This is a genomic window from Lachnoclostridium phytofermentans ISDg (genome assembly GCF_000018685.1).
GTDB classification, from domain to species: Bacteria; Bacillota; Clostridia; order Lachnospirales; family Lachnospiraceae; genus Lachnoclostridium; species Lachnoclostridium phytofermentans.
Genome location: NC_010001.1, coordinates 4,629,642 through 4,651,205, shown reverse-complemented (window position 1 = coordinate 4,651,205; position 21,564 = coordinate 4,629,642). Strand labels below are relative to the sequence as shown.

At 35.9% G+C, this 21,564-nt stretch carries 19 protein-coding genes; 10 read left to right on the top strand and 9 right to left on the bottom strand.

Annotated elements, in window-relative coordinates; all coding sequences use genetic code 11:
* Positions 1-109 precede the first annotated feature (109 nt).
* The gene (locus tag CPHY_RS19645) at positions 110-682 is read left to right on the top strand and encodes a hypothetical protein (RefSeq protein WP_012201790.1); all 573 of its coding nucleotides are present in this window, start codon (positions 110-112) and stop codon (positions 680-682) included.
* Between the two features lie 175 nt (positions 683-857).
* Here the strand turns inward: CPHY_RS19645 and CPHY_RS19640 are convergent, their stop codons facing one another.
* The 3 genes from CPHY_RS19640 to spoIIR form a co-directional block, all read right to left on the bottom strand.
* On the bottom strand, positions 858-2,429 hold the full coding sequence (locus CPHY_RS19640) for a DUF3794 and LysM peptidoglycan-binding domain-containing protein (RefSeq protein ID WP_012201789.1): 1,572 nt from the start codon (positions 2,427-2,429) through the stop codon (positions 858-860).
* 312 nt (positions 2,430-2,741) lie between these two features.
* Positions 2,742-3,617 (bottom strand): 4-(cytidine 5'-diphospho)-2-C-methyl-D-erythritol kinase, encoded by an 876-nt coding sequence (gene ispE, locus CPHY_RS19635; protein ID WP_012201788.1) that lies wholly within the window; start codon positions 3,615-3,617, stop codon positions 2,742-2,744.
* 124 nt (positions 3,618-3,741) lie between these two features.
* Entirely contained in the window at positions 3,742-4,464 is a 723-nt protein-coding gene (gene spoIIR / locus CPHY_RS19630; protein ID WP_012201787.1) for a stage II sporulation protein R, read from the bottom strand.
* A 428-nt stretch (positions 4,465-4,892) separates the two neighbouring features.
* On the opposite strand from spoIIR, the gene CPHY_RS19625 reads away from it, so the two are divergent.
* From CPHY_RS19625 to CPHY_RS19615, 3 genes are read left to right on the top strand one after another with little or no spacing between them, the layout of a single operon-like run.
* Positions 4,893-5,954, top strand: a complete 1,062-nt coding sequence (locus tag CPHY_RS19625; protein ID WP_012201786.1) for a D-alanine--D-alanine ligase family protein — start codon at positions 4,893-4,895, stop codon at positions 5,952-5,954.
* Between the two features lie 18 nt (positions 5,955-5,972).
* Complete coding sequence (murI, locus tag CPHY_RS19620; RefSeq protein ID WP_012201785.1) at positions 5,973-6,785, top strand: glutamate racemase; 813 nt, start codon at positions 5,973-5,975, stop codon at positions 6,783-6,785.
* Positions 6,786-6,814: 29 nt separating this feature from the next.
* Complete coding sequence (locus CPHY_RS19615; RefSeq protein ID WP_012201784.1) at positions 6,815-7,243, top strand: DUF1934 domain-containing protein; 429 nt, start codon at positions 6,815-6,817, stop codon at positions 7,241-7,243.
* A 259-nt stretch (positions 7,244-7,502) separates the two neighbouring features.
* Here CPHY_RS19615 and CPHY_RS19610 read toward each other — a convergent pair whose 3' ends face one another.
* Both CPHY_RS19610 and CPHY_RS19605 read right to left on the bottom strand, forming a co-directional pair.
* Positions 7,503-7,958, bottom strand: a complete 456-nt coding sequence (locus tag CPHY_RS19610) for a hypothetical protein (RefSeq protein ID WP_012201783.1) — start codon at positions 7,956-7,958, stop codon at positions 7,503-7,505.
* A gap of 133 nt (positions 7,959-8,091) precedes the next feature.
* Positions 8,092-8,823 carry a lysophospholipid acyltransferase family protein gene (locus CPHY_RS19605; RefSeq protein ID WP_012201782.1) on the bottom strand — a complete coding sequence of 244 codons (732 nt, stop codon included), beginning with the start codon at positions 8,821-8,823 and terminating at the stop codon, positions 8,092-8,094.
* 406 nt (positions 8,824-9,229) lie between these two features.
* Here CPHY_RS19605 and CPHY_RS21435 point away from each other — a divergent pair, with 406 nt between their 5' ends.
* Positions 9,230-9,364: a rubredoxin gene (locus tag CPHY_RS21435; protein WP_081428598.1), complete on the top strand. Its 135-nt coding sequence runs from the start codon at positions 9,230-9,232 to the stop codon at positions 9,362-9,364.
* Positions 9,365-9,509: 145 nt separating this feature from the next.
* Here CPHY_RS21435 and CPHY_RS19600 read toward each other — a convergent pair whose 3' ends face one another.
* Complete coding sequence (locus CPHY_RS19600; protein ID WP_012201780.1) at positions 9,510-11,588, bottom strand: glycoside hydrolase family 31 protein; 2,079 nt, start codon at positions 11,586-11,588, stop codon at positions 9,510-9,512.
* A 424-nt stretch (positions 11,589-12,012) separates the two neighbouring features.
* Here CPHY_RS19600 and CPHY_RS19595 point away from each other — a divergent pair, with 424 nt between their 5' ends.
* Positions 12,013-12,276 (top strand): zinc ribbon domain-containing protein, encoded by a 264-nt coding sequence (locus tag CPHY_RS19595; RefSeq protein ID WP_012201779.1) that lies wholly within the window; start codon positions 12,013-12,015, stop codon positions 12,274-12,276.
* A gap of 132 nt (positions 12,277-12,408) precedes the next feature.
* Here the strand turns inward: CPHY_RS19595 and CPHY_RS21070 are convergent, their stop codons facing one another.
* The 3 genes from CPHY_RS21070 to CPHY_RS19580 all read right to left on the bottom strand — a co-directional run bounded on the left by CPHY_RS21070 (position 12,409) and on the right by CPHY_RS19580 (position 17,419).
* Entirely contained in the window at positions 12,409-13,512 is a 1,104-nt protein-coding gene (locus CPHY_RS21070; protein WP_012201778.1) for an LCP family protein, read from the bottom strand.
* A 369-nt stretch (positions 13,513-13,881) separates the two neighbouring features.
* On the bottom strand, positions 13,882-15,666 hold the full coding sequence (locus tag CPHY_RS19585) for an ABC transporter ATP-binding protein (RefSeq protein ID WP_012201777.1): 1,785 nt from the start codon (positions 15,664-15,666) through the stop codon (positions 13,882-13,884).
* Positions 15,653-17,419: an ABC transporter ATP-binding protein gene (locus tag CPHY_RS19580; RefSeq protein ID WP_012201776.1), complete on the bottom strand. Its 1,767-nt coding sequence runs from the start codon at positions 17,417-17,419 to the stop codon at positions 15,653-15,655. The genes CPHY_RS19585 and CPHY_RS19580 overlap by 14 nt, the downstream gene beginning before the upstream one ends.
* Before the next feature lie 367 nt (positions 17,420-17,786).
* On the opposite strand from CPHY_RS19580, the gene CPHY_RS19575 reads away from it, so the two are divergent.
* From CPHY_RS19575 to CPHY_RS19560, 4 genes are all read left to right on the top strand, one after another.
* Complete coding sequence (locus tag CPHY_RS19575; RefSeq protein ID WP_012201775.1) at positions 17,787-18,584, top strand: ABC transporter ATP-binding protein; 798 nt, start codon at positions 17,787-17,789, stop codon at positions 18,582-18,584.
* 62 nt (positions 18,585-18,646) lie between these two features.
* Entirely contained in the window at positions 18,647-19,450 is an 804-nt protein-coding gene (locus CPHY_RS19570) for an ABC transporter permease (RefSeq protein ID WP_041703798.1), read from the top strand.
* A 6-nt stretch (positions 19,451-19,456) separates the two neighbouring features.
* The gene (locus CPHY_RS19565) at positions 19,457-20,233 is read left to right on the top strand and encodes an ABC transporter permease (RefSeq protein WP_012201773.1); all 777 of its coding nucleotides are present in this window, start codon (positions 19,457-19,459) and stop codon (positions 20,231-20,233) included.
* A gap of 117 nt (positions 20,234-20,350) precedes the next feature.
* Positions 20,351-21,202: a M23 family metallopeptidase gene (locus CPHY_RS19560; RefSeq protein WP_012201772.1), complete on the top strand. Its 852-nt coding sequence runs from the start codon at positions 20,351-20,353 to the stop codon at positions 21,200-21,202.
* Positions 21,203-21,564 lie beyond the last annotated feature (362 nt).

Genomic DNA, 21,564 nt, shown 5'->3' with positions numbered 1-21,564 from the left:
AAACATTTTACGATTTCTTCCGATATAAGAAATAAGACCTAAGTATAGGTCGGTAACTAATGTCTTTTTTTAGGGTTTATAGCCCTACGTATACCAAGGAGGGTATTGTATGAGTGTAAACGGAGTTACGGGTGTAAGAAGCACCTATGCGTTAACAGAATCAGTGGAATTAGAAAAGAAAAATTCCACGACAAATGAGCCAAAGCAAGAAACAGTGGCTGCAACTTATGAAAAGTCCGAAGGCATTAAAACAAATAAGCAACAGGATAGAGAGACTATCGAAAGATTAAAAGCGGATGCGGAACAAAGAACAGCAAGTCTTCGCTCGTTAGTTGAAAAAATGCTATTAAAACAAGGCGAGCAAGTAACGGATGCTACAGATATTTGGGCTCTGCTTCGTGAAGGAAAAGTAACGGTTGACCCAGAAACTGCTGCGAAAGCCGCTTCTGAAATTGCAGAAGATGGGTATTGGGGTGTTGAACAAACCTCCGAACGATTAGTATCTTTTGCAAAAGCACTGGCTGGGAATGATTCTTCCAAAGCAGAAGCCATGATTAATGCTGTTAAGAAGGGCTTTAAAGAGGCTACGAAAGCTTGGGGAGGCGAACTTCCTGAGATATGTCAGAAAACTTTAGATACAACGATTGAAAAGCTTAATAAGTGGAAAGACGGTTTAGAGTAATCGTAGTTACTAATGGATTACGAGTAAGTAGCGTTTTCAAGCATAGCCGACATGCGAATTACGAGTATCCTTTGACTTTAAGAAGAGAGTGTAGTTAGGTATCTAATTACACTCTCTTTTTTCATTTATTTGGAAATTGCTATGCAATTACCTATAAATTAAACTTTCTTTAAAATCATCCAAAGCTCGGATCTAATTCTTTAACGATTAAGAGATGATCCCCTACACTGATAGCTTCTGATTCCAAATCATTAATATCTTTGATAGCGTCAACTGTGGTATGGTAACTCTTTGCTATCTTCCAAAGGCTATCACCAGATTTTACTACATATCCAACCATACCTGGCATTGCTTGTAACCCTGCTAAGTCAAGAGGATTTTCTTTGAAATCAACCATAAAGGATTCGGTTAAACAATCAAATGCTATAACGTTAAGAACAACACTAGCTTTTACCTCTACCTCTGTGTTATCAAGCATCATAATGTTGATTTGTTCAAGGTTTGATTTTACATCATAGTTGCTATTTGCCTTTAAGTCTCGAATTTCGATCATTTGAGAAAATGGGACCGAAGATTTAATAGCCTGTAAAGGCCTTGCATCATCTGAGCTTATGTAAAGGATGCTAAGGTCAATGACGCCTTCCACTTCTAATCCATTATCTACTGGAGTAATATCATCAATCTTAACGGTACCATTTCCATGGCAAATCTGTAATAGTTTTGCACTATCTTCATCTAATCGAATTCTTTCCGAAATACGTGCGCGGTTGTTATTACGCATGAGAAGGTTCTCATACTTAGCTTCCTTGTAAACAGGAGTTATTTCCCTCATTGGAGAATAAATATCCTGAAGAACTTGCATCTGAGTTTCCTCATAAATCTTAATGGAAACATCTAAGATTGTCTCTAAGTCAAGAACTCTTTCTTCTCCATCCGCATCTGGTTTTACACTTAAGTTGTTACCAACGATATCGAGTGAGATGTCAGGAGTCATATCTTCGGAACAGCCATTACAGTCAATGGTTGAGCTAAAAGGTAGATCAGCCTCATAGTATTCCATTGGGCTGTCTTCACCCTCTCCTATGTAAAGCACAAACAACGAAATCTCACCTTTGGCAGTGAACTTATCTGTCAACAGACGCACATCGACATTCTTCAATTCTACATTATTATATAGAACTTCGGAGATACAGCTCTTACCAGATGGAAGAACAACCTCATCACGGAACCGATAGCTGTCCTTTTTGTTTACAGCCATATTGGTAACGTCAATTGTTTTGGATATGGATTGTACATCAGGTTCGGCATCAACAGATACTGCACTTTCTTCATCATACAAATCTTCTACGGCAACACTTAAGCGAACCAAAGCCTTTACACTAAGTTTTCTGGAATTAATAATACTAGCGGTTAGGTCTTCGATCTCGTATTTTAATGTTCCGGTATCATGATTGCAGGATTCATTTAAGTTAACTACCTCATCGAAAGGAATCTGTCCACTTAAGCTATGAATTGGACGATTGGTTTCATCACTTAAATATAATACCTGAAAATGCAGCGAGCCATTTGCATAGAGTTTACCATTGTTTATTTTCTGATCGTTAAATTTGATTTCCCCCTGCGACTTAATTAATTTACTAATGTCTGGTTTACTATCCGGTACATTGAAATCATCGTCAAAGGTTACTTGAAGATTGCTTTTACATTTCAGCTTATTCATATGTATGTTCTTTTTAATGAGTTCCAAGTAAATTCCCTCCTTGCTCATTTTATTCGTGTTCTAAATGTCCCACGTTTGCGTCTAACACATTATATGAGCCTGGATAAGTAGTTATGAATGCAAAATGTGAATGATATTATAAGCTATGAGTTAAGAGAACAAAACATGCGTATAAGATGAGATCTAAAGAGATGGTATCAGGTAGGAAACTCCTACACAGAACAGGAAAAAGCGCACACGCGAACTTTTCCTTGTCATGAACAAAAAAGAACAAGTTGCATCATTTTCTAAGGTTATGAATCTTAGTGATGATACAATTTGTTCTTTTTTATAAAAGATCTAAACATTCTTCGACTCAAAAAAACGTGTTAAGAAAGTCTGTTTTCCATAAGGACCAACCTTATATTCATAAAATGCACGCTCTGCAGCTTTTTGATTATCAAATAAGGCAAAGACAGTTGGACCGCTGCCACTCATTAAGGCGTTAAGAGCACCATGAGAGAGTAAATCCATTTTAATTCGTTCAATTTCTGGATGATGTTTAATTGTGACGGACTCCAAAACATTAGAGACAAGAGAAGACATTTGATGTAAATCTTGTTTTTCAATGGCTTCTACCATTCCATCGATATTAGGATGTTTGGTGTTCTCATCTAACTTAAGGTTTTCGTACACAAATTTGGTTGATACACTGACCGGTGGCTTTACAATTAAACAATAGCAGTTGGGTGCTGGAGGGAGAGGAGTTAAGACCTCACCGATTCCTTCGGATAAAGCTGTTCCACGTAGAAGACAATAAGGAACATCAGCACCAAGCTTTACGCCAAGCTTCATTAAATCTTCTAAAGATTGATTGGTTTGAAAAAGTTCATTTAAACCAAAAAGTGTTGCGGCAGCATCGGAACTTCCGCCAGCCATTCCAGCTGCAACAGGGATTCTCTTCTCTAGATTAATGTAAAAACCGTCGCTAATCTGAAAAGTATCCTTAAACAGCTTACAGGCTGTATATACGATATTATTCTCATTGGTTGGTAAAAAGTGTAGATTTGTTTTAATCGTGATATCTGGATTTGTGGTTGGCTTGATTGTAATTTTATCGTAAAGCTTAATAGTTTGCATGATCATTCGGACATCATGGTATCCATTTGGACGCTTGCCAATCACATCGAGTGCAAGATTTATTTTTGCATATGCCTTTAGTGAAATAATATCCATTGAAAACTCCTGTCGTGGGTTTAACCCTGATATTGTCCATTATATTAGGCTTATAAGGGTTTTGCAAGTAATATTCAGACATTCTACAAAGATGGATGATAAGATGAGTCTCCTATGTACTCATCTAAAATAGCTTTGATAGATAATCCCAAAGTTTAAACTTTACAACAACATTTGGTTTTTCTTCCTTGATAATTGCGGTATACTCCTCTTCTGTTAATAAGGATTTTAACTGTTGCTTAGAAACTTCCGGAACAACGGAATAGGTTGCATCAACAAAGCATAGATTTGGAAACAGAATACACCACCAGTTACGTCCTTGTGCTTTACCAAGTTTAATTTTAAGAGCGTCATACTCCCCAGCTGGTAAGGTTATATCTCCATAAACTTTAATTGGGAAAGTACTCTTATCAATGGCAGCACTAGCACCATAGTAATATCCCTTCATAGCAAGAAGCCTGGAAGCTTCTTTCTCAATATCAATTAGATGATCCATTAATACGTTGATTGTACTTTCTTTGTCTGTGCAATCCTCTAAGAGTGGTATTAAGTAGGTCATTAAACCTTCCTTTACATAAAGTTTCACATCCTGGTCCTCCTCGGAGTCACTATTACCAAGGATGTGAAATCGCAGTAATTGTTTCGCTAGGTCTTCTTGTAGAAGAGCCTGATTTTGTTTTACAGCTGGTGAGCCTGCAAATGATACAAAAGCTCCAAACAAGGCATATAAAGTGATCAAAAATGCAAGGGCAAAAGGCAATATGTAAGATATAAATAATTTCTTAGGGAAACACTCCCTATTAGAAATTTCATGCATATTAGGGTTAGGAAAATGTACGAATCTCATAACAATACTCCTTTTATTAAAATTTAGGAAAATAATCTTTTTGATTTTATTATTAAGAGTATGTCCTGACCTATGCGATTTAAACAAATTAAATACATTTGTGATACATACATGATACATTCATGAGTTCAGTTTCATCCCATTAGCTTTAGATGGTCGGTAGTTCATAAGATAAAATCATTGAATTAATAACTAATTGAGTGTAAAATGTATATAGTAATAGGAAAGTATAATATTCATGGCCTAGTAAATAATGGATTCAGTGAAACTATGAAATTCAAGAAACAAGAAAAAGTGCGCTTTACGTACTAGTTTTTGTTATGAATAAAACATTTTAATAAAGTATGAATTTCATACGATAATTAAATGATTTCGATTCGACTTAGGTGGAAACTCGAATAGATAGGCAGACAGAAAGGATGACTTGCATGGATAAGAAAACTATTGTCGTATTGTTTGGAGGACAATCCTCAGAGCATGAGGTGTCATGTGTTTCGGCAGTAACGGTTATTAATCATATTGATCTTGATCATTATGATATTGTATTGGTAGGCATCACAAAAGAGGGAAAGTGGCTGCTTACAGGAAGTGTAGAAGACATCACAAGTGGAGTTTGGAGAGATGGGAAAAAGACCGCAATTCTTTCACCCGATAGAAGTAAACCAAGCCTTTTGATCATGGAAGATAATAAAGTAGAATATCAAAAGGTAGATGTTGTATTCCCTGTATTACACGGATTATTCGGTGAAGATGGTACTGTTCAGGGATTGCTTGAATTAGCTGGGGTTCCGTATGTGGGTTGTGGTGTTCTAGCAAGTTCGGTATCCATGGATAAATTATATACTAAGATTATTGTGGATAGCCTTGGTATTCGTCAGGCAGCTTATGAGCCTGTGTATGCGAAGGAATTGGAGGAGATGAATAAGGTAGTAGAACGAATAGAGAATCGTATATCTTATCCAGTATTCATTAAACCATCCAATGCTGGTTCCTCTAAGGGGATTACAAAAGCTCATAATCGTGATGATTTAATCGTTGGATTAAAAGAAGCCGCAGAGCATGACCGCAAGATACTAGTAGAGGAAACGATTGTGGGAAGAGAGATTGAGTGTGCAGTGCTTGGTGGTATGGAAGCAAAAGCTTCAGGAGTTGGTGAGATTTTAGCGGCAGCAGAGTTTTACGATTATGATGCAAAATACAACAATGCAGATTCTAAAACTATTATTTCACCAGAACTTCCAGAGGGGAAGGCACAGGAAATCAGTGATGCAGCGGTAAAGATATTCCGTGCGGTAGATGGTTATTCCTTATCAAGAGTCGACTTCTTCTTAGAAAAGGATACCAATGAAATAGTTTTTAACGAAATCAATACTCTTCCAGGATTTACAGCAATCAGTATGTACCCTATGTTATGGGAAGCGAAAGGGATTGCAAAGCCACAATTAGTGGAAAAATTAATTCAAACAGCATTTACAAGAAATATGAAGTAGGCTGCGTGGAGGGACAATATGTCAAATAAATCTGCAATTGGAGTTTTTGATTCTGGTATTGGTGGTCTTACGGTAACTAAGGAAATTATGAATCAATTACCTAAGGAGCAAATCATATATTTTGGAGATACTGCTCGATTACCATACGGTAGTAAGTCAAAGGCAACCATAACAATGTACTCCAGACAAATCATTCGTTTTTTATTGACGAAGGATGTAAAAGCGATTGTGATAGCATGTAATACAGCAAGTGCCCATGCTCTTGAAACAGTGAGAAAAGAAATAGAGATACCAATCATCGGTGTTATTAACCCGGGTGCCAAAGTAGCAGCTGAGACAACGAGAAATGGTAATATTGGGGTGATTGCTACCGAAGGCACGATACGAAGTGGTATTTATAACGAGTTTTTAGGAGAAATTCGTCCTGATCTTCGAGTGTTTGGTAAGGCTTGTCCTTTATTTGTACCTTTGGTAGAAGAGGGCTGGATTGATGATCCTATTACGAAAGAAGTTGTAAGTAGGTATATTCAAGAACTTTTATATAAAGATATTGATACCTTAATTCTTGGTTGTACTCACTATCCTTTGCTTCGAAAGGTGATTCGTGAGGTGGTTGGTGATGGAATAGAGCTAGTAAATCCAGCTTATGAAACAGCCAGAACCTTAAAGCATGTATTAGAAGAACAAAAATTGCTATCGGAAGAAACAACGACACCAGAACATACCTTTTTTGTCAGTGATGGTGCAGAGAAATTCCGTAACTTTGCAAATACGATATTACCATGTGAAATAATTGAAACGAAGGATGTTAACATAAAGACTTTTGAATAAGAAATTATATTGGAAAGGTAACCGAAAGCATGACAAAAGAGGTAATTGTATCGATTGCCGGCTTACAATATGAGACAGAACAAGAAGAAGCCATTGAAGTAATTAGCCTTGGTGAATACTATTTTCGCAATGGAAAACATTTTGTATTGTATGACGAATTGCTAGATCAGGAGAGTGCACCAGATAAAACGGTGCGATGTACATTAAAGATTTCAAAAAATCAAGTTGAGTTAACCAAAAAAGGGGAGGCAGCTTCCCATATGGTATTCGAACTCGGGAAAAGTCATATGAATTATTATACGACTCCGTATGGCGATTTGATGATAGGTGTTACTACGAAGTCTATTGATATTGTAGAAGCAGAAAAAGAAATTATGGTAGAGTTGTTTTATGCATTGGATGTTAATTATCAGTATGTATCTGAGTGTAACCTTACAATAAAGATTACCGAAAGATAAAGATAGTCAAAATATATTGATAGTCAAAAGATAATGATAGCTAAAAGATATTGATAGTCAAAAGATAATGATAGCCATAAGTACAAAGGAATATTAACATTTGAATTGAAAAAGGCTGTTTAACATATTAAATCAAGTTCTTGAGGAAGTGATTTATTGTTAAACAACCTTTTTTTATAAGATAACTAATTTTTTCTTGCTCATCTATCGTTTTGATGAATTAACTAGTTCATCTACTTTTGATGAATATTTTAAACGATTAGTTCTTTTTTGTTATTTTTGATTTCATTTTCTTAAAGAAGCTTTGCTTAACCGGGCGTTGTTCTAAACCGCCACGGAGGCCTTTGACATCAAGAATGTAGATACCATTAATAACAGCCTTGATTTCTTTCTTAATTGGTATTAAGTCAAAAACCTTTTCTTCACACATTAAAGTTGCAACTTTAGGACCGATTTTCGCTTTTACAACCGGAACTTTTGCACGGCGAAGATACTTTGGTGTTTGATCTAGTACAATCTGCGGGAACCCGGCGTCTTTAATACGCATCCGCTTTTTATCGATGACTAAGATTGAAAACGACTGTGCACCGTTACGAATATCTTCTTGAGATGCCTCCTGTTTCTTTTGCATCTTTCTTCCATATATAAGTAAAGCAACAAAGAGAACAACTAAGATTGCTAAAATAACTAACATTACAATTGCCCACACTGGCATATGACTACCTCCTTTCGTTATGTAATATCACGAAACAGCCTTCTTTCTATAGGTTGTTCAAGAAAGCCATGGATATTATTTTAACATTAATTTATGAAAAAAGAAATAGTAAAATAATTTTTCATAGGGAGTATTAAAGTGCTAACTTTTTATCCTCTTCTAACATAGAGGAGATAACATCACGAACATGATTTCCAATGAATTTACGCTCTTCTTTTGGTAAGTCATTTGGATATATTGGATTACCATAATGAATGACAACAGTTGCTTTTTTAACCCATGGAAATTGACGCTCAAAAACAGCATCGGAGTTTGTGATTGCTACCGGAATGATGGCACAGCCAGTTTTTTCAGCCATTTTAAAACTTCCTTCTTTGAATGGTAACATCTCTTCTTCGTGATTTCTTGTACCCTCTGGCATAATAAACATAGAGTAGCCTTTTCTTATATTTTCTACACCTGTTAAGATGGTCTTTAATCCCTCTCTCGGGTTTTCACGATCTAGAAATAGGCAATTGAGGTTTCTCATCCACCAGCTCATAACGGGTATCTTGCCCATTTCTTTCTTTGCTACAAAGCCTGTTAGAGTAGGCAGCGTAACGTAAGCAACGGCGATGTCAGCTAACCCTCGATGATTAGCAGTATACAAAACTGCTTCTTTAGACGGAACATTTTCACGACCTAAAACCTTGACTTTGGTAGCTGAGAAAATTAGTATGATACGAAAAAAAACCTTAGCTGCTGTTTGAGAGAATCTTATTTTGGCACGATTATTAAATAGGCCAATAATGAGAGAAATCAAATAGAATGGCAGTGATATAATTAAGAAAATCGTGATTGCCAATATAACTAACACTGTTCTCATAGTAACCTCTATTCTGGCGCTTTAGCACCTTTTCTTAACGAATTATTTTTTAGGTTTAGCACAAATGCCATACCAGAAATTATTGGTTCTGATACCAAAATATATTCAAATAGTTGTTTTTTTTACTATTTTGATATACAATTGGAAGAACCAACGAGTATTATACCATAACCCAAGGAACAGTGTCAAAATGCTATTTAGATTTCATAAGTTATTAAGAAATCTAAATTCTGCATTATACATACAAGAGTCTATTATCGCATATTTTAATACTCATTGGCTATTTGTTTGTGAGATACTAGAAGAGAGTATCTTAGTAACAATTAGTCAATAACCGATAAAGATTACCGCAATTTAAAATGGAAGTAAGCCAGAGGCTAATAGTACATTGAAAGGAGGTGATAATATGAGTCAAGAAGTACAATATGTTTGCTCCGTATGCCAATGGGTATATGATGGAGAAACTCCATTTGAAGAATTACCAGATGATTACGAATGCCCTATCTGTGGTCAGACTAAGGAAGTATTTGTACAAGAGTGATTTACATAGAATAATCACTTATTAAAAAGGCCCTTGAAACTGTATATTAGCAGTTTTCAAGGACCTTTTTGAGTTCATTAAGTCATTTTAAGACAGAAATGCTTACTGTATAGTAATCATGTTGAAAAGCTTTGAAGATAAAGTCTTAAGCGAACTGAAACTCAGAATTCACAATTTGTGCTGCATTAGGGCAATCAATCGTTAGGATGTTTGTTGTACCATTTGCAGGAAGTGTAATACCGTCATCTTCATAAAACTCATAAGAAGCTTCTTTTGTTAAGTAGCATAATATAGTAAAGTTTTTACGGTCTAAGGTTGCTGTGTTCTCTGCTTCTTTTGCTAATGGCAGAATATGATTTTGCTTTACAAACAAAGGAACTTCCGATAAGTCAACTTCTATATAGTGATGGCCTTTTGTGAGTACTTCCATACTAAAATCAGAGTCTTTTGTAAACTTTAGATAAAGCATATCCTCTGGAAGGTAGATATAGCGTCCTGTAGCATTTTGGGTATAAACCGGAGCTATCATTAATCCTTCACCAAGCATTAATTGATCTTCGATATGTCGAGACAGTGGATCATTTGGATAATCAAAAGCAAGCGGTCGAAAGAGCATATCGTTCTTTTTCACGGCCTTTACAAACTCACTGTATAGGTATGGAATGAGACGATAACGAATTCCGATTAGATGCTTAAATTCTTCTGCTGATTCAAATTCATAACATTCTTGATTTCTTGTACCAATCGCAGAGTGGTTTCTCATAAGAGGAGTAAAGATACCAAAAGCAAGCCATCTTAGCATCAAATCTCTAGTTACATCACCGCCAAACCCTCCTAAGTCCGCACCACTGTATAGGAAACCACACATATTTAGTGATGGCATCATCTTGATATTTAATAGAAGGTGCGACCACCAAGAATGGTTATCTCCAGTCCAGATACCGCCATAGCGGTGCATGCCGATATAAGAGGAACGAGAGAATAAGAGGATTCTCTTGGACTCATTTAAGTTATGGAATGCTTCACCTGCTGCACGTGTCATGTAATAACCGTATAAATTATGGACTTTATCGTGGCGAACTTTTTTCCCTTCTACATCGTGATAGAATCTTTTATGATCATCTTCCTTGTTTTGTAAGGAATCCATGAGGTATTTTAAGTGGAAGATATTTGAAAGGTAAAGTTCTTTATTTTCCATTTTTTTAACTTCTTCGTATGCTTCATCTAAACCTTCCTTAGAATAAAAGATAGCTGGTTCATTCATATCATTCCAAAAGCCATCAATTCCTTTTTCCAGCAAGGTTTGATACTTGTTTCCGAACCATTCTCTGGCATCCTTCTTAAAAAAATCTGGGAAATGAGTATCCCCAGGCCAAACGCCTGCAATGAAGTCAGTACCATCTTCTCGTTTGCAAAAGTAATTGTTTGCGACACCCTCTTCATAGACGGAATATCCATCTTCAATTTTTACACCAGCATCAATAATAGGAACCAGATGTATATTTCTATTCTTCATTTCAGCGACAAACTCTGTAAAATTCGGAAATTTCTCTTCATCAACTGTAAAATCTTTATATTGTTCCATATAATCAATATCCATATAGATAGCATCAAGTCCAATTCCATGTTTTTGATATTCATCAGCAACAGTCCTTATATCACTTGCTGTCTTATAACCCCAACGAGATTGCTGGTAACCAAATGCCCAAAGAGGAGGAAGATAGGATTCGCCAATCATTTCACGAAATTGTTTTATGATGTCATAAGAGCTTGCACCCGAGATAACATAAAGATAAAGATTTGCCTCTTCTGCCACGACACGTAATTTCGAGTAGGAAGAATATCCAATATCAAAGGTTAGTTTACCGGGATAATCAAAGAAAAGTCCAAAACATTGGTCTCCATCAATGATTATGAAATTATGTGCACCATAAAGTGAGAATTTATTTTCTGTATGATTTGGGTCATCCGTACAATAGCTTATGTATTGATAACCACGTTTATTGATTCCTCGGTTTGCTTCACCAAGTCCGTAAACAATGTCATCTTTCGCCATATCATATTCCAGGAAAAAATTATGGTCTGACTTTATAGAAATAGGAAAAGAAAACACATCTTTAGAGTCTTCTTTGGTAAGATCAGAAGAGGTAACAGTAGTTGAATTTAATTTCATCGCTACAGCTTCTGTTTCAAATGGAGTTCCAAAACAATATTTAGTAATCATCTTGTGTCCTTTCTTTGTAACATTTACAATTATACGTGGTAAGAAAAGTTCGCATGTCGAGATTTTTCTTATTTAAAGTAATGTTTTAGTGTTTTTTAAGTGCTTTTTCTTGTTTAAAAAAATTAAATATTCTTTAAATACTTTTTAAGTACTATTTAAATGCTATTATAACATAGTTGGAGAAATTCGCCTATGAGAGAAAATTAGGTATCTATGATCAAAGTAATTTTTATGTTAGCTTATACCAAATTTTAATCTTTACTTGAATCATTGATTTACTATGAGTAAAAAGATAATTTTAATATGACACAGGATGTCATATTACTTTAAGTATAATATAACTATAAAACTAAGAAATCGTATTTTATTGGTTTTATAAGAGATTAAGAGGCAAAGAATAGTTGAAGCAAAAAAGGAGGTTTATATGGAAGGTAAGGTATGTCAATCATGTGCTATGCCACTTACAAAGGAAGAGGAGTTTGCAACAAATGCGGATGGCAGTAAGAATGAGGAGTATTGTATTTACTGCTATAAGGATGGAGATTTTGTATCAAATCAATCAATGGAAGAAATGGTAGAGTTTTGTATTCCTTTTGTGTATAAAGAAGGTGAGGGAAAAACAGTGGATGAAGTAAGAAAAGATATGTTAACTTATTATAAGACACTGAATCGCTGGAGAGAAAATTAATTCCACCCATCGTAAAAAAATAAACGTAAAATTCCGCCCGGCGGAATTTTACACATAAAAAAGAGATGAAACCTAAATAGGAATCATCTTTTTTTATGGTTTATAGGCAAGCTATTGGTTTACCAGGTTAAGTTATTCATAAAGGAAACGATACAACTCTTCGATATTCTTGTCCCAATCAAGTACCAAAGGATAAGTAACACCTTGATAAACTTTTGGATCATTGAACATACCGTCTACAGGAATTCTTAGGGTATCGATGGTATTGATATGGTTCTCCATAACAGTACTGATTATATCTTCAATTTGGTCTTTAGCAATATTGGTAGTAACATAACCCATCCATTTATTTGCTTGACTCGCTGTTTTGAAAATATTCTGAGATTTCACTTTATCAAAGATGGCATTCATTGCTCTTCTATGACGAACAGTACGGCCATAATCGTTATTTGCTCCACCTAGTGTTTTTACTTTACGAACACGGCAATATCCAAGTAATTGATTACCGTTTAATGTATTTACGCCAGCTTTTACAGTACGATATTCGGGATTTGAGATATAATTTGTACGCCTTAAATACTTCGCTTCCTCTTTGCCAAGTTCAATGGATACACCACCAATGCTATCCACAATATTTTCAAACGATTCAAAATTTACCGAAGCATAGGCATCGATATGAAGCTTATAATTTTCTTCAATCGTTTTTATCAAAAGGTCTACTCCGCCTTTTGCGTAGGCAGCATTTAACTTTGTGGACTTCCACCCAGGAATTGAGACGTAGGTATCTCTCATGAGAGACACTAACTTGACTGTTTTTTTGTTTGAGTTAATCGAAGCAATCATCATACTGTCTGTATTCCTAGCTCCTCCGATTTCTTCAATACCAAACAAAAGTATATTCAGTACGCCTTCTTCTTGGCGCCCAACAATTACATTATTATTTTGATTCATAGCTTCTGTTGATCCGTTATCATGTTCAAGTGCACCGTAAACATAGCTACTTGCCATATGATAGAGAAGCCCTCTACCAAAGCGGGTACCAAAAATTAATAAAGCGAGTGAGCCTACGATAATAAAGGCAGCAAGACATCTTTTTAATACCTTATTTGTTTTTTTCTTTCTTTTTTGTTTCGAGCGTTTATTGAAAGAGACAGATTGCTGTTCTTCCATATAGTCTTCTGACTGCTCGTCCCAAATGTCTTCTATCGGATCGTATGAGGTTTTCTTATTGTTCATCTTATGAAATCCTTTCTTAATGATAGGTAAGTATCGTTATACCGTTCGTTTGTGGCAAAACTATGTTTAAGTTATGAATTAGATGTAATATATCTATAAAGTATTGTTACATTATAACTTAAGATATTAAGATACACAAATAAAAAAGACCGATGACTAACCTATTTTGAGCCACTCTATATTAAGTATCATAGCATATAAAATAAAAAAACAGAGAGAAGTAGGTTTTTTTAATGGAATTATTACGCCATAAATCACCTAGTTCTCTCTGCCTTTTGGTAACAATAGAATAAGTAGTTTTCTATTGTTTATTTATTGAATATAATTTATGACAAGGAAAAGTTCATGAAGCGTACTTCTCCTTTTTAACTATCTTAAGAAGTCATACTGTGACATGTAAAGATCATAGTACTTCCCTTCCAGAGCCATCAATTCATCATGGTTACCAAGCTCGATTATCTGACCGCCATCGACATACATAATTTTGTCAGAGTTTTTAATGGTGGATAGACGGTGAGCAATGATAAAGGAGGTTCTTCCTGCTAGAAGTTTTGCCAATCCTTCTTGTAATAGTATCTCAGTTTCTGTATCAATACTAGAAGTTGCTTCATCAAGGATCAGTATCTTTGGATCTGCAAGTAAGGCACGAGCAAAAGAAATAAGTTGTCGTTGGCCAGCGGATAAGCGGGAACCACGCTCATTTACCTCAGTATCGTAACCGTTTTCTAATCCCATGATAAAGTCATGGGCACAGACTGTTTTTGCAGCAGCAACAACCTCTTCGTTCGAAGCCTCCATATTACCATAGCGGATATTATCCATAATGGTACCTGAGAAGATAAAGCTATCTTGAAGCATGACACCCATCTGTTTTCTTAAGGATTTGATGGTTACGCTGTTGATATCGATTCCATCGATGAAAAGCTCTCCAGAATCCAGATTATAAAAACGACTGATTAAGTTGATAATGGTAGATTTTCCAGCTCCGGTAGGACCAACGATTGCATAGGTTTCCCCTGGTTTTACATGAAAACTAACACCATTCAAAATTGGAACTCCATCTTCGTAGCTAAAGGTTACATCTCTAAATTCTACATCACCGACAATTGGTGGCATTTCAGTTGCTCCCTCATTATCCTTTACTGTTACCTCCTCATCAATTGTCTCGAAGATACGTTCCAGATAGGACATAGCAGTTAATAAAGAGTTATAAAAACTTGCTAAGGTGTTAATCGGCGCCCAAAACCTGCCTATATAAGAGGTAAATGCAATCAATACACCAGTTGTGATTCCTGCTACACCGTTTGTAATCCAGCTGACGCCAAGAACATAAATTGCTGCGGTGGTAAGTGTTGCGATATTATCTATGGCTGGCCAAAGCATAAAGTTATAACGAACAGCGTTCATCCAAGAGGTACTATAGCTTTTGCTAAGATTATTGAAAATCTGTATATTTTCACGTTCTCTTACGAAACTTTGAGTCACGCGAATACCATTAATACTTTCTGCGATATAGGCATTTAAGTTTGATGATTTGTTACTTTGTATCTGCCAAGCAACACGTTGTTTTCTTTTAATAAAGAAGATTAAAGCCATTAATACCGGGAGACCTATCATACATATTCCGGTAAGCCTTATATCGATAGATAACATAAATCCAACGATAAAGAATAAGCTGAATAGATCAGTAATGGTATTTACAATACCGTTACTTAAAAGATCACTTAAACTATTTACATAGTTAACAACTCGTACCTGAATCTTTCCATGTGGACGATCGTCGTAATATGAAAATGGTAACTCCTGCAGATGAGTAAAGATATCAGAACGAATTTGATGAATGATGTTTTGACCAAGCTTCGCTGTTATATTTACCTTAAGTCTAAGATTTATCATATTGATAATATTAATCACCAATAATAAGAAGCAAACACCAACGATTCCAGCGATATTTTTATTAGGAATAAAATCATCAATAATCTTCATGAAAAAGATTGGGACTAACATTCCAAGGGCACTGGAGGTCAACATTAATAAAATGGTAATTGCCATATCCTTACGGAAGGGGGAAATATAGGTCCCAAGGCGCTTCAAGTGTTTTATATTAAACTCAGAATCTAAAGCTTCATCAATATCGTATTTATTTCTTGCCATGACTATTACCCCCTTTCAGAGATTTTATCGAATCGAATTCACCATATTGATGATGAAATACAGTATAATAATAGCCCTTCTTTGCGACTAATTCGTCATGAGTTCCTGCTTCTTTTATAGTACCTTCATCAATCACTAGAATCTGATCTGCATCTTTAATGGAGGAGATTCGATGAGCAATATAAAATACCGTGTGATGATTTTGGATGGAATGTAGGGCTTCTTGAATCCCGGATTCTGTTTCCATATCCACTGCAGAAGTCGTATCATCAAGAATAATGATTGCAGGATCTTTTAGGATTGCTCTGGCAAGTGAGATACGTTGCTTTTGGCCACCGGATAATCCGACGCCACGTTCACCAACAATCGTATCATAGCCTTCTGGCATCTGCTTAATAAAATCATCTGCATTTGCAAGTTTAGCCGCATGCTCCACCTCTTCGAAGGAACAATTTGGTTTTCCGTATGCGATATTACCTTCAATTGTATCAGAGAATAAGAATACGTCCTGCATAGCCATACCGATGTTACCACGTAAGCTATAAAGTTCATAGTCTTTAACATTAACACCATCCACAGTAATTTCACCGGAAGATACATCATAAAAACGACATAAAAGGTTCATAAGTGTTGATTTTCCAGAACCGGTAGCTCCGATAATACCAACCGTTTGACCTGGCTTTATATGAAAATTGATGTCTTTTAAAATCACATCATCTTCGCTATTATAATAAACATGAGAAAACTTAATTTCACCCTTCAATCTGTCAATTTTATGAGGCTTTTCTGGATCTGCAACGTCAGGATCTTTATTAATTGTATAATAAATACGTTCCACAGAAGTAACAAAACGCTGAAAATCGTTTGCAAGCCATCCTGCCATTCTTAGAGGGTTATTAATCATCCATAGATAACCGCTCACCGTAATTAATTGACCTACTGTGATAGTTTCCTTGATCGCCATAATACCACCAATAAGATAAAGTACGAACAAAGAGAAGTTTGCAAAGAATTCAAAAAATGGAATGTACTTGCGCCATTGTGCTGTCGCATTTAATTCTGCGTCGCGATATCCATCGTTTTCTTTCATGAATTTTTCGATTTCGTAATCTTCTTTGGCAAATGCCTTTACTACACGATTACCGCTGATATTTTCCTGAACTGCAGTATTTAAGCTGGAAAAGTGTTTCCTTATGTTGTGAAACGCTGGTTTAATTGCTTTTAATTGTTTCCTTGTGGTATAGGCTGTTAATGGTACGATGGCTATTAAGCATAACGCTAAACGGTAATCAACCGTGAATATCATAGTCATTGCAAATAAAAACAACAAGGAGTTCTCGTAGATGGAGTAAGTAACATAGGCTACGAAATGACGGATGGCATCCATATCGCCCGTTTGTCTGGACATTAATTCACCAGTACGATTCTTGTTGTAGAAATTAAAATCCTGTTGTAAGAGACGGCGGTATACATGATCTCTCATAGAATATAGCATTCGTTGTGAGGTAGTTTCAAATAGAAAGAGATAACAGTACTTCATGATGGAACGAATAACTGTAGTTCCGATTAAGATAATTACCAACTTCCACAGAAGTTCGTACTCGCCATCCCGAATCACGCGGTCAACTATAAGACCAGAGATATAAGGGTTTACAATATACATGGCTGTTGTTACGGTTACCATAAGAAATGCGATGATAAGCCGCAGTCGATACTTTTTTAGAAATGAGAAAAACCATTTCATCGGTGTCATGGATAAGTCCTCCTAAGTAATTAAAACATTTGTTGTGTACCTTCAATATAGTAACATGAAAATAAGAAAATGAAATGTAGAATTTTATTATTTTCATGTACATTATTCACGGTACGGTTATACATGTAACCACACATTGGTACTTTAGCACATTGAATTACATTTGTAAACGGATAATATGGGAATATTTACTTGTTTTCTTGACTATATTACATAATTGTGATAATATGTAATTTCCTGCATAAATGCACGTTTGTGTATACAGATGCAGAAAAATTTCATACCACGGAATTTTCTTGGCAAAATCCAAGGAAAGTCAGCCGCTTGGCAAGATATTTTATAATATTACTACCAGGAGGAACCAAATATGATTGAAGTGGAACACATTTCTAAAACCTTTCGAGTGAGCAGAAGAAATTCTGGATTTAAAGAAGCAACAAAAGCGTTGTTTCATCGTGAATACGAAGAATTAAAAGCACTCGATGACATCTCTTTTACGATAGCTGACGGTGAAATGGTTGGCTATATCGGTCCTAATGGTGCAGGGAAAAGCAGCACCATCAAAATTTTAAGTGGAATCTTATATCCGGATTCCGGTACCTGTTTAGTAAATGGAAGAATTCCTTGGAAGGAACGAAAGGCTCATGTGAAAGACATCGGAGTCGTTTTTGGGCAGCGCTCGCAGCTATGGTGGGATGTCCCTGTCATTGATTCGTTTGAACTTTTAAAGGATATTTACGACATTCCATTGACTACTTACCGGGATAATTTAGAGGAACTGATTACACTTCTTAATTTATCTCAAATAATAAAAACTCCAACAAGACAATTATCACTAGGGCAGCGGATGCGCTGTGAAATAGCAGCATCTCTTCTTCATGAGCCTAAAATCTTATTTTTGGATGAACCAACAATAGGACTTGATGCTATATCAAAGCTGGCGGTGCGTGATTTTATTAGGAAACGAAATGAAACACATAAAACGACGGTTATCTTAACGACTCATGATATGCAAGATATTGAAGCCTTGTCAAAACGAATCATCTTAATTGGCAAAGGCAGACTCTTGATGGATGGAACCCTTGATGAATTAAAAGCTGTGAAAGCGGAGGATTCAATTGATGAAGTAATTGCTTCGATGTATCGGAAATATGATATCGCATAATCTAAGAAAACACATAACGAATAAAAGAGTGATGCGCAAAATAGCGCAGGAATGAGGAAGATATGAAAAAATATGTTTCTTTTTTTCGCATGCGGTTTTCTACGGGATTGCAATATCGTCAGGCAGCCCTTGCGGGAATGGCGACCCAGTTTGTATGGGGAGCTATGGAGATTTTATTATTTAAAGCGTTTTATGAGGCGGATCCGTCAGCGTTTCCGATGGAGTTTTCAGCACTTACTTCTTACATCTGGCTACAGCAGGCATTTTTAGCGCTTTATATGATGTGGTTTTTAGAGCGGGAAATCTTCGACTCGATTACGAGTGGAGGCATTGCATATGAATTATGCCGACCGCTTGATTTATACTCGATGTGGTTTGCAAGAAATATTGCAAACCGTTTATCAAAGGCAGTACTTCGATGTATTCCTATATTAATTCTTGCAGCTTGTTTACCAAAACCATATGGCATGCTGCCGCCAAGAAGTTTTATTACATTTATATTATTTTTAATTTCTATGGGCCTTGCGTTGTTTGTTACAGTGGCGTTTAGTATGATTTTATACATCCTATGTTTTTATACGATTTCCCCACTTGGAATACGTATGGTTGCGTTTTCTTTGGTGGAATTCTTCTCAGGATCAGTCATTCCACTACCTTTTTTACCAGATGGAATAAGACAGGTGTGTGAAATGCTGCCATTTGCTTCGATGCAAAACGTACCGTTTCGAATTTATAGTGGTGACCTTTCTGGAATAGATGGATATGGTGCGGTCTCATTACAGCTTTTCTGGGTAGTTGCTTTGATTATTTTAGGTAAATGGTTATTGAAAAAAGCACAGATCAGAGTTGTTGTACAAGGAGGTTAGAGAGGGATGAAATTATATAAAAAATATTTTGGAATTCATTTTCGTAGTGCGATGCAGTATAAAGTATCGTTTTTATTAACAACGATTGGTCAGTTTTTAGTATCATTTAATATATTTTTAGGAATATATTTTCTGTTTGCGAGATTTTCATCGGTAAAAGGATATACTTATCAAGAGGTCATGCTTTGTTTTGCTGTAAATATTATGGCTTATTCTTTAGCAGAGATGTTTGCAAGAGGCTTCGATATGTTTCCTTCTATCATAAGCAATGGAGAATTTGACCGTATTTTAGTTCGACCGAAAGGGATTCTTTTACAAGTTTTGTGCAGTAAAATAGAATTTACGAGAATAGGTCGTATGATTCAGGCTGTCATAATGTTTTTTTATGGCGTTAAAACAAGCGGGATTACATGGAGTATTGATAAGGTAATTACAGTAGGCTTTATGGTAATTGGTGGAACTACACTTTATAGCGCGCTATTTCTTTTGTATGCAGCGGTAAGTTTTTTTACGATAGAAGGAATTGAAGTAATGAATATTGTAACGGATGGTGCAAGAGAATATGGCAAATACCCATTTGATACGTATGGAAAAACAGTATTAAAAATAGTTACGTATCTTATTCCATTTGCACTATTTCAGTATTATCCTTTTCTCTATTTATTAGGTAGAAACACGAATCCAGTTCTTATCATTCTGCCTCTTGCTTCTGCATTTTTTTATCTACCTTGTTATCTTTTTTTTCAAATTGGATTAAAACATTATAAATCGACAGGATCTTAAGGAAACTACGGAGTTGCGCTGTCGTTTATGTATAAAAAGCACCTCTTAGGACAGAATATACTTGAGGCATACGAAATGCTTATCATATTCTAACCTAGAAAGGTAGGGGTGCAAACAGTGAAAAAACAAAAGTTAAGCGAAATGGCCAAAAAGAAAGTAGTGTATGCAACGCTATTGGTGGGAGTATTTGTTGTTGTCGCAGTTGCCCTAGTAACCATGACAGCAAAAACAGGAGATCAAAAAGATAACAATTTGGTAGGTCTTGATGATCCTGAAAATCAAATAGCTGGCATCGATAAGAACAATGCAAGTATAATGGATGATGGCACATATGCAGTAGATCCGGGGGATGATGAGAAAGATCCTTCTGAAGTTGCAACACAGCCAGATGAGGGTAGGACACAAAACACAGCAGAAAATACAGTAGAGGGAACGACCCAGAAGGATAATGTTGCACAGATTACAACAACTCCTTCAGATACCGCAAAGAAGGAAACCCCAGTTGATACGAAGCCAGTAATGCAAAACACAGCAGAAAACCTAAAGTTTGACAAAGCACAAGGTTTAGAAATACCGCTTGCAGGAAATGTTATTCTTCCATATAGTGTTGATAAAATGGTATTCCATGCAACCTTAAAACAATACAAGACAAATCCTGCAATCCTTATTCAAGGTTCAATAGGAGCTCCTGTTAAGGCAGCGGCAAAGGGTATTGTTACTAAAATTGTAGATGAGCCATACACAGGAGTTACTGTAACTATGGATATCGGAAGTGGATATAAGCTTGTTTATGGTCAATTAGAGAAAAACGAGCACCTTAAGGTTGGAGATGTAGTGGAAGCTGGAAAAGAATTTGCAAAACTCGCAAAGGTAAGTAAATTCTATTCTGTAGAAGGTGAAAACTTATACTTCCAAGTATTAGAAGGAGATAGCAGTTTAGACCCTATGACCTTATTTAAAGAAGAATAAGTGAGTAACGAGTCCTGTTTGTAACTCGTTGAGGTGAGAAATCAGTCAGTGAGAAAGTAAACTCTTAGTAAAAGTGAACACTTGATTGGATAGTGTGAAAATGTCTGTCCAACCAAGTGTTTTTATGTTACTTTACGACCTGCTCGTGCGTGGAGAATCTGCCATGCACATTCTTTATTATAAGAGCAATAATTTCTTAACTTTTGCATATAATATGTTATGGAAGGTGGTAAACAAGTGGTACATATCTAAAAAAATTAGCAACCGAACTCTTCCTACGTTCTTTTTCATGCGACAGAACAACAGCAAAAGGGTTATTGTAGTCAAGATGCTGTGGATGTCAGTAGATTTCGATCTATTGG

Excerpts from the sequence above, each read along its gene's own strand:
- CPHY_RS19645 (WP_012201790.1), top strand. The coding sequence starts at position 110 with ATGAGTGTAAACGGAGTTACGGGTGTAAGAAGCACCTATGCGTTAACA.
- ispE (WP_012201788.1), bottom strand. The coding sequence starts at position 3,617 with ATGGATATTATTTCACTAAAGGCATATGCAAAAATAAATCTTGCACTC.
- spoIIR (WP_012201787.1), bottom strand. The coding sequence starts at position 4,464 with ATGAGATTCGTACATTTTCCTAACCCTAATATGCATGAAATTTCTAAT.
- CPHY_RS19625 (WP_012201786.1), top strand. The coding sequence starts at position 4,893 with ATGGATAAGAAAACTATTGTCGTATTGTTTGGAGGACAATCCTCAGAG.
- murI (WP_012201785.1), top strand. The coding sequence starts at position 5,973 with ATGTCAAATAAATCTGCAATTGGAGTTTTTGATTCTGGTATTGGTGGT.
- CPHY_RS19615 (WP_012201784.1), top strand. The coding sequence starts at position 6,815 with ATGACAAAAGAGGTAATTGTATCGATTGCCGGCTTACAATATGAGACA.
- CPHY_RS19610 (WP_012201783.1), bottom strand. The coding sequence starts at position 7,958 with ATGCCAGTGTGGGCAATTGTAATGTTAGTTATTTTAGCAATCTTAGTT.
- CPHY_RS19605 (WP_012201782.1), bottom strand. The coding sequence starts at position 8,823 with ATGAGAACAGTGTTAGTTATATTGGCAATCACGATTTTCTTAATTATA.
- CPHY_RS21435 (WP_081428598.1), top strand. The coding sequence starts at position 9,230 with ATGAGTCAAGAAGTACAATATGTTTGCTCCGTATGCCAATGGGTATAT.
- CPHY_RS19600 (WP_012201780.1), bottom strand. The coding sequence starts at position 11,588 with ATGATTACTAAATATTGTTTTGGAACTCCATTTGAAACAGAAGCTGTA.
- CPHY_RS19595 (WP_012201779.1), top strand. The coding sequence starts at position 12,013 with ATGGAAGGTAAGGTATGTCAATCATGTGCTATGCCACTTACAAAGGAA.
- CPHY_RS21070 (WP_012201778.1), bottom strand. The coding sequence starts at position 13,512 with ATGAACAATAAGAAAACCTCATACGATCCGATAGAAGACATTTGGGAC.
- CPHY_RS19585 (WP_012201777.1), bottom strand. The coding sequence starts at position 15,666 with ATGGCAAGAAATAAATACGATATTGATGAAGCTTTAGATTCTGAGTTT.
- CPHY_RS19580 (WP_012201776.1), bottom strand. The coding sequence starts at position 17,419 with ATGACACCGATGAAATGGTTTTTCTCATTTCTAAAAAAGTATCGACTG.
- CPHY_RS19575 (WP_012201775.1), top strand. The coding sequence starts at position 17,787 with ATGATTGAAGTGGAACACATTTCTAAAACCTTTCGAGTGAGCAGAAGA.
- CPHY_RS19570 (WP_041703798.1), top strand. The coding sequence starts at position 18,647 with ATGAAAAAATATGTTTCTTTTTTTCGCATGCGGTTTTCTACGGGATTG.
- CPHY_RS19565 (WP_012201773.1), top strand. The coding sequence starts at position 19,457 with ATGAAATTATATAAAAAATATTTTGGAATTCATTTTCGTAGTGCGATG.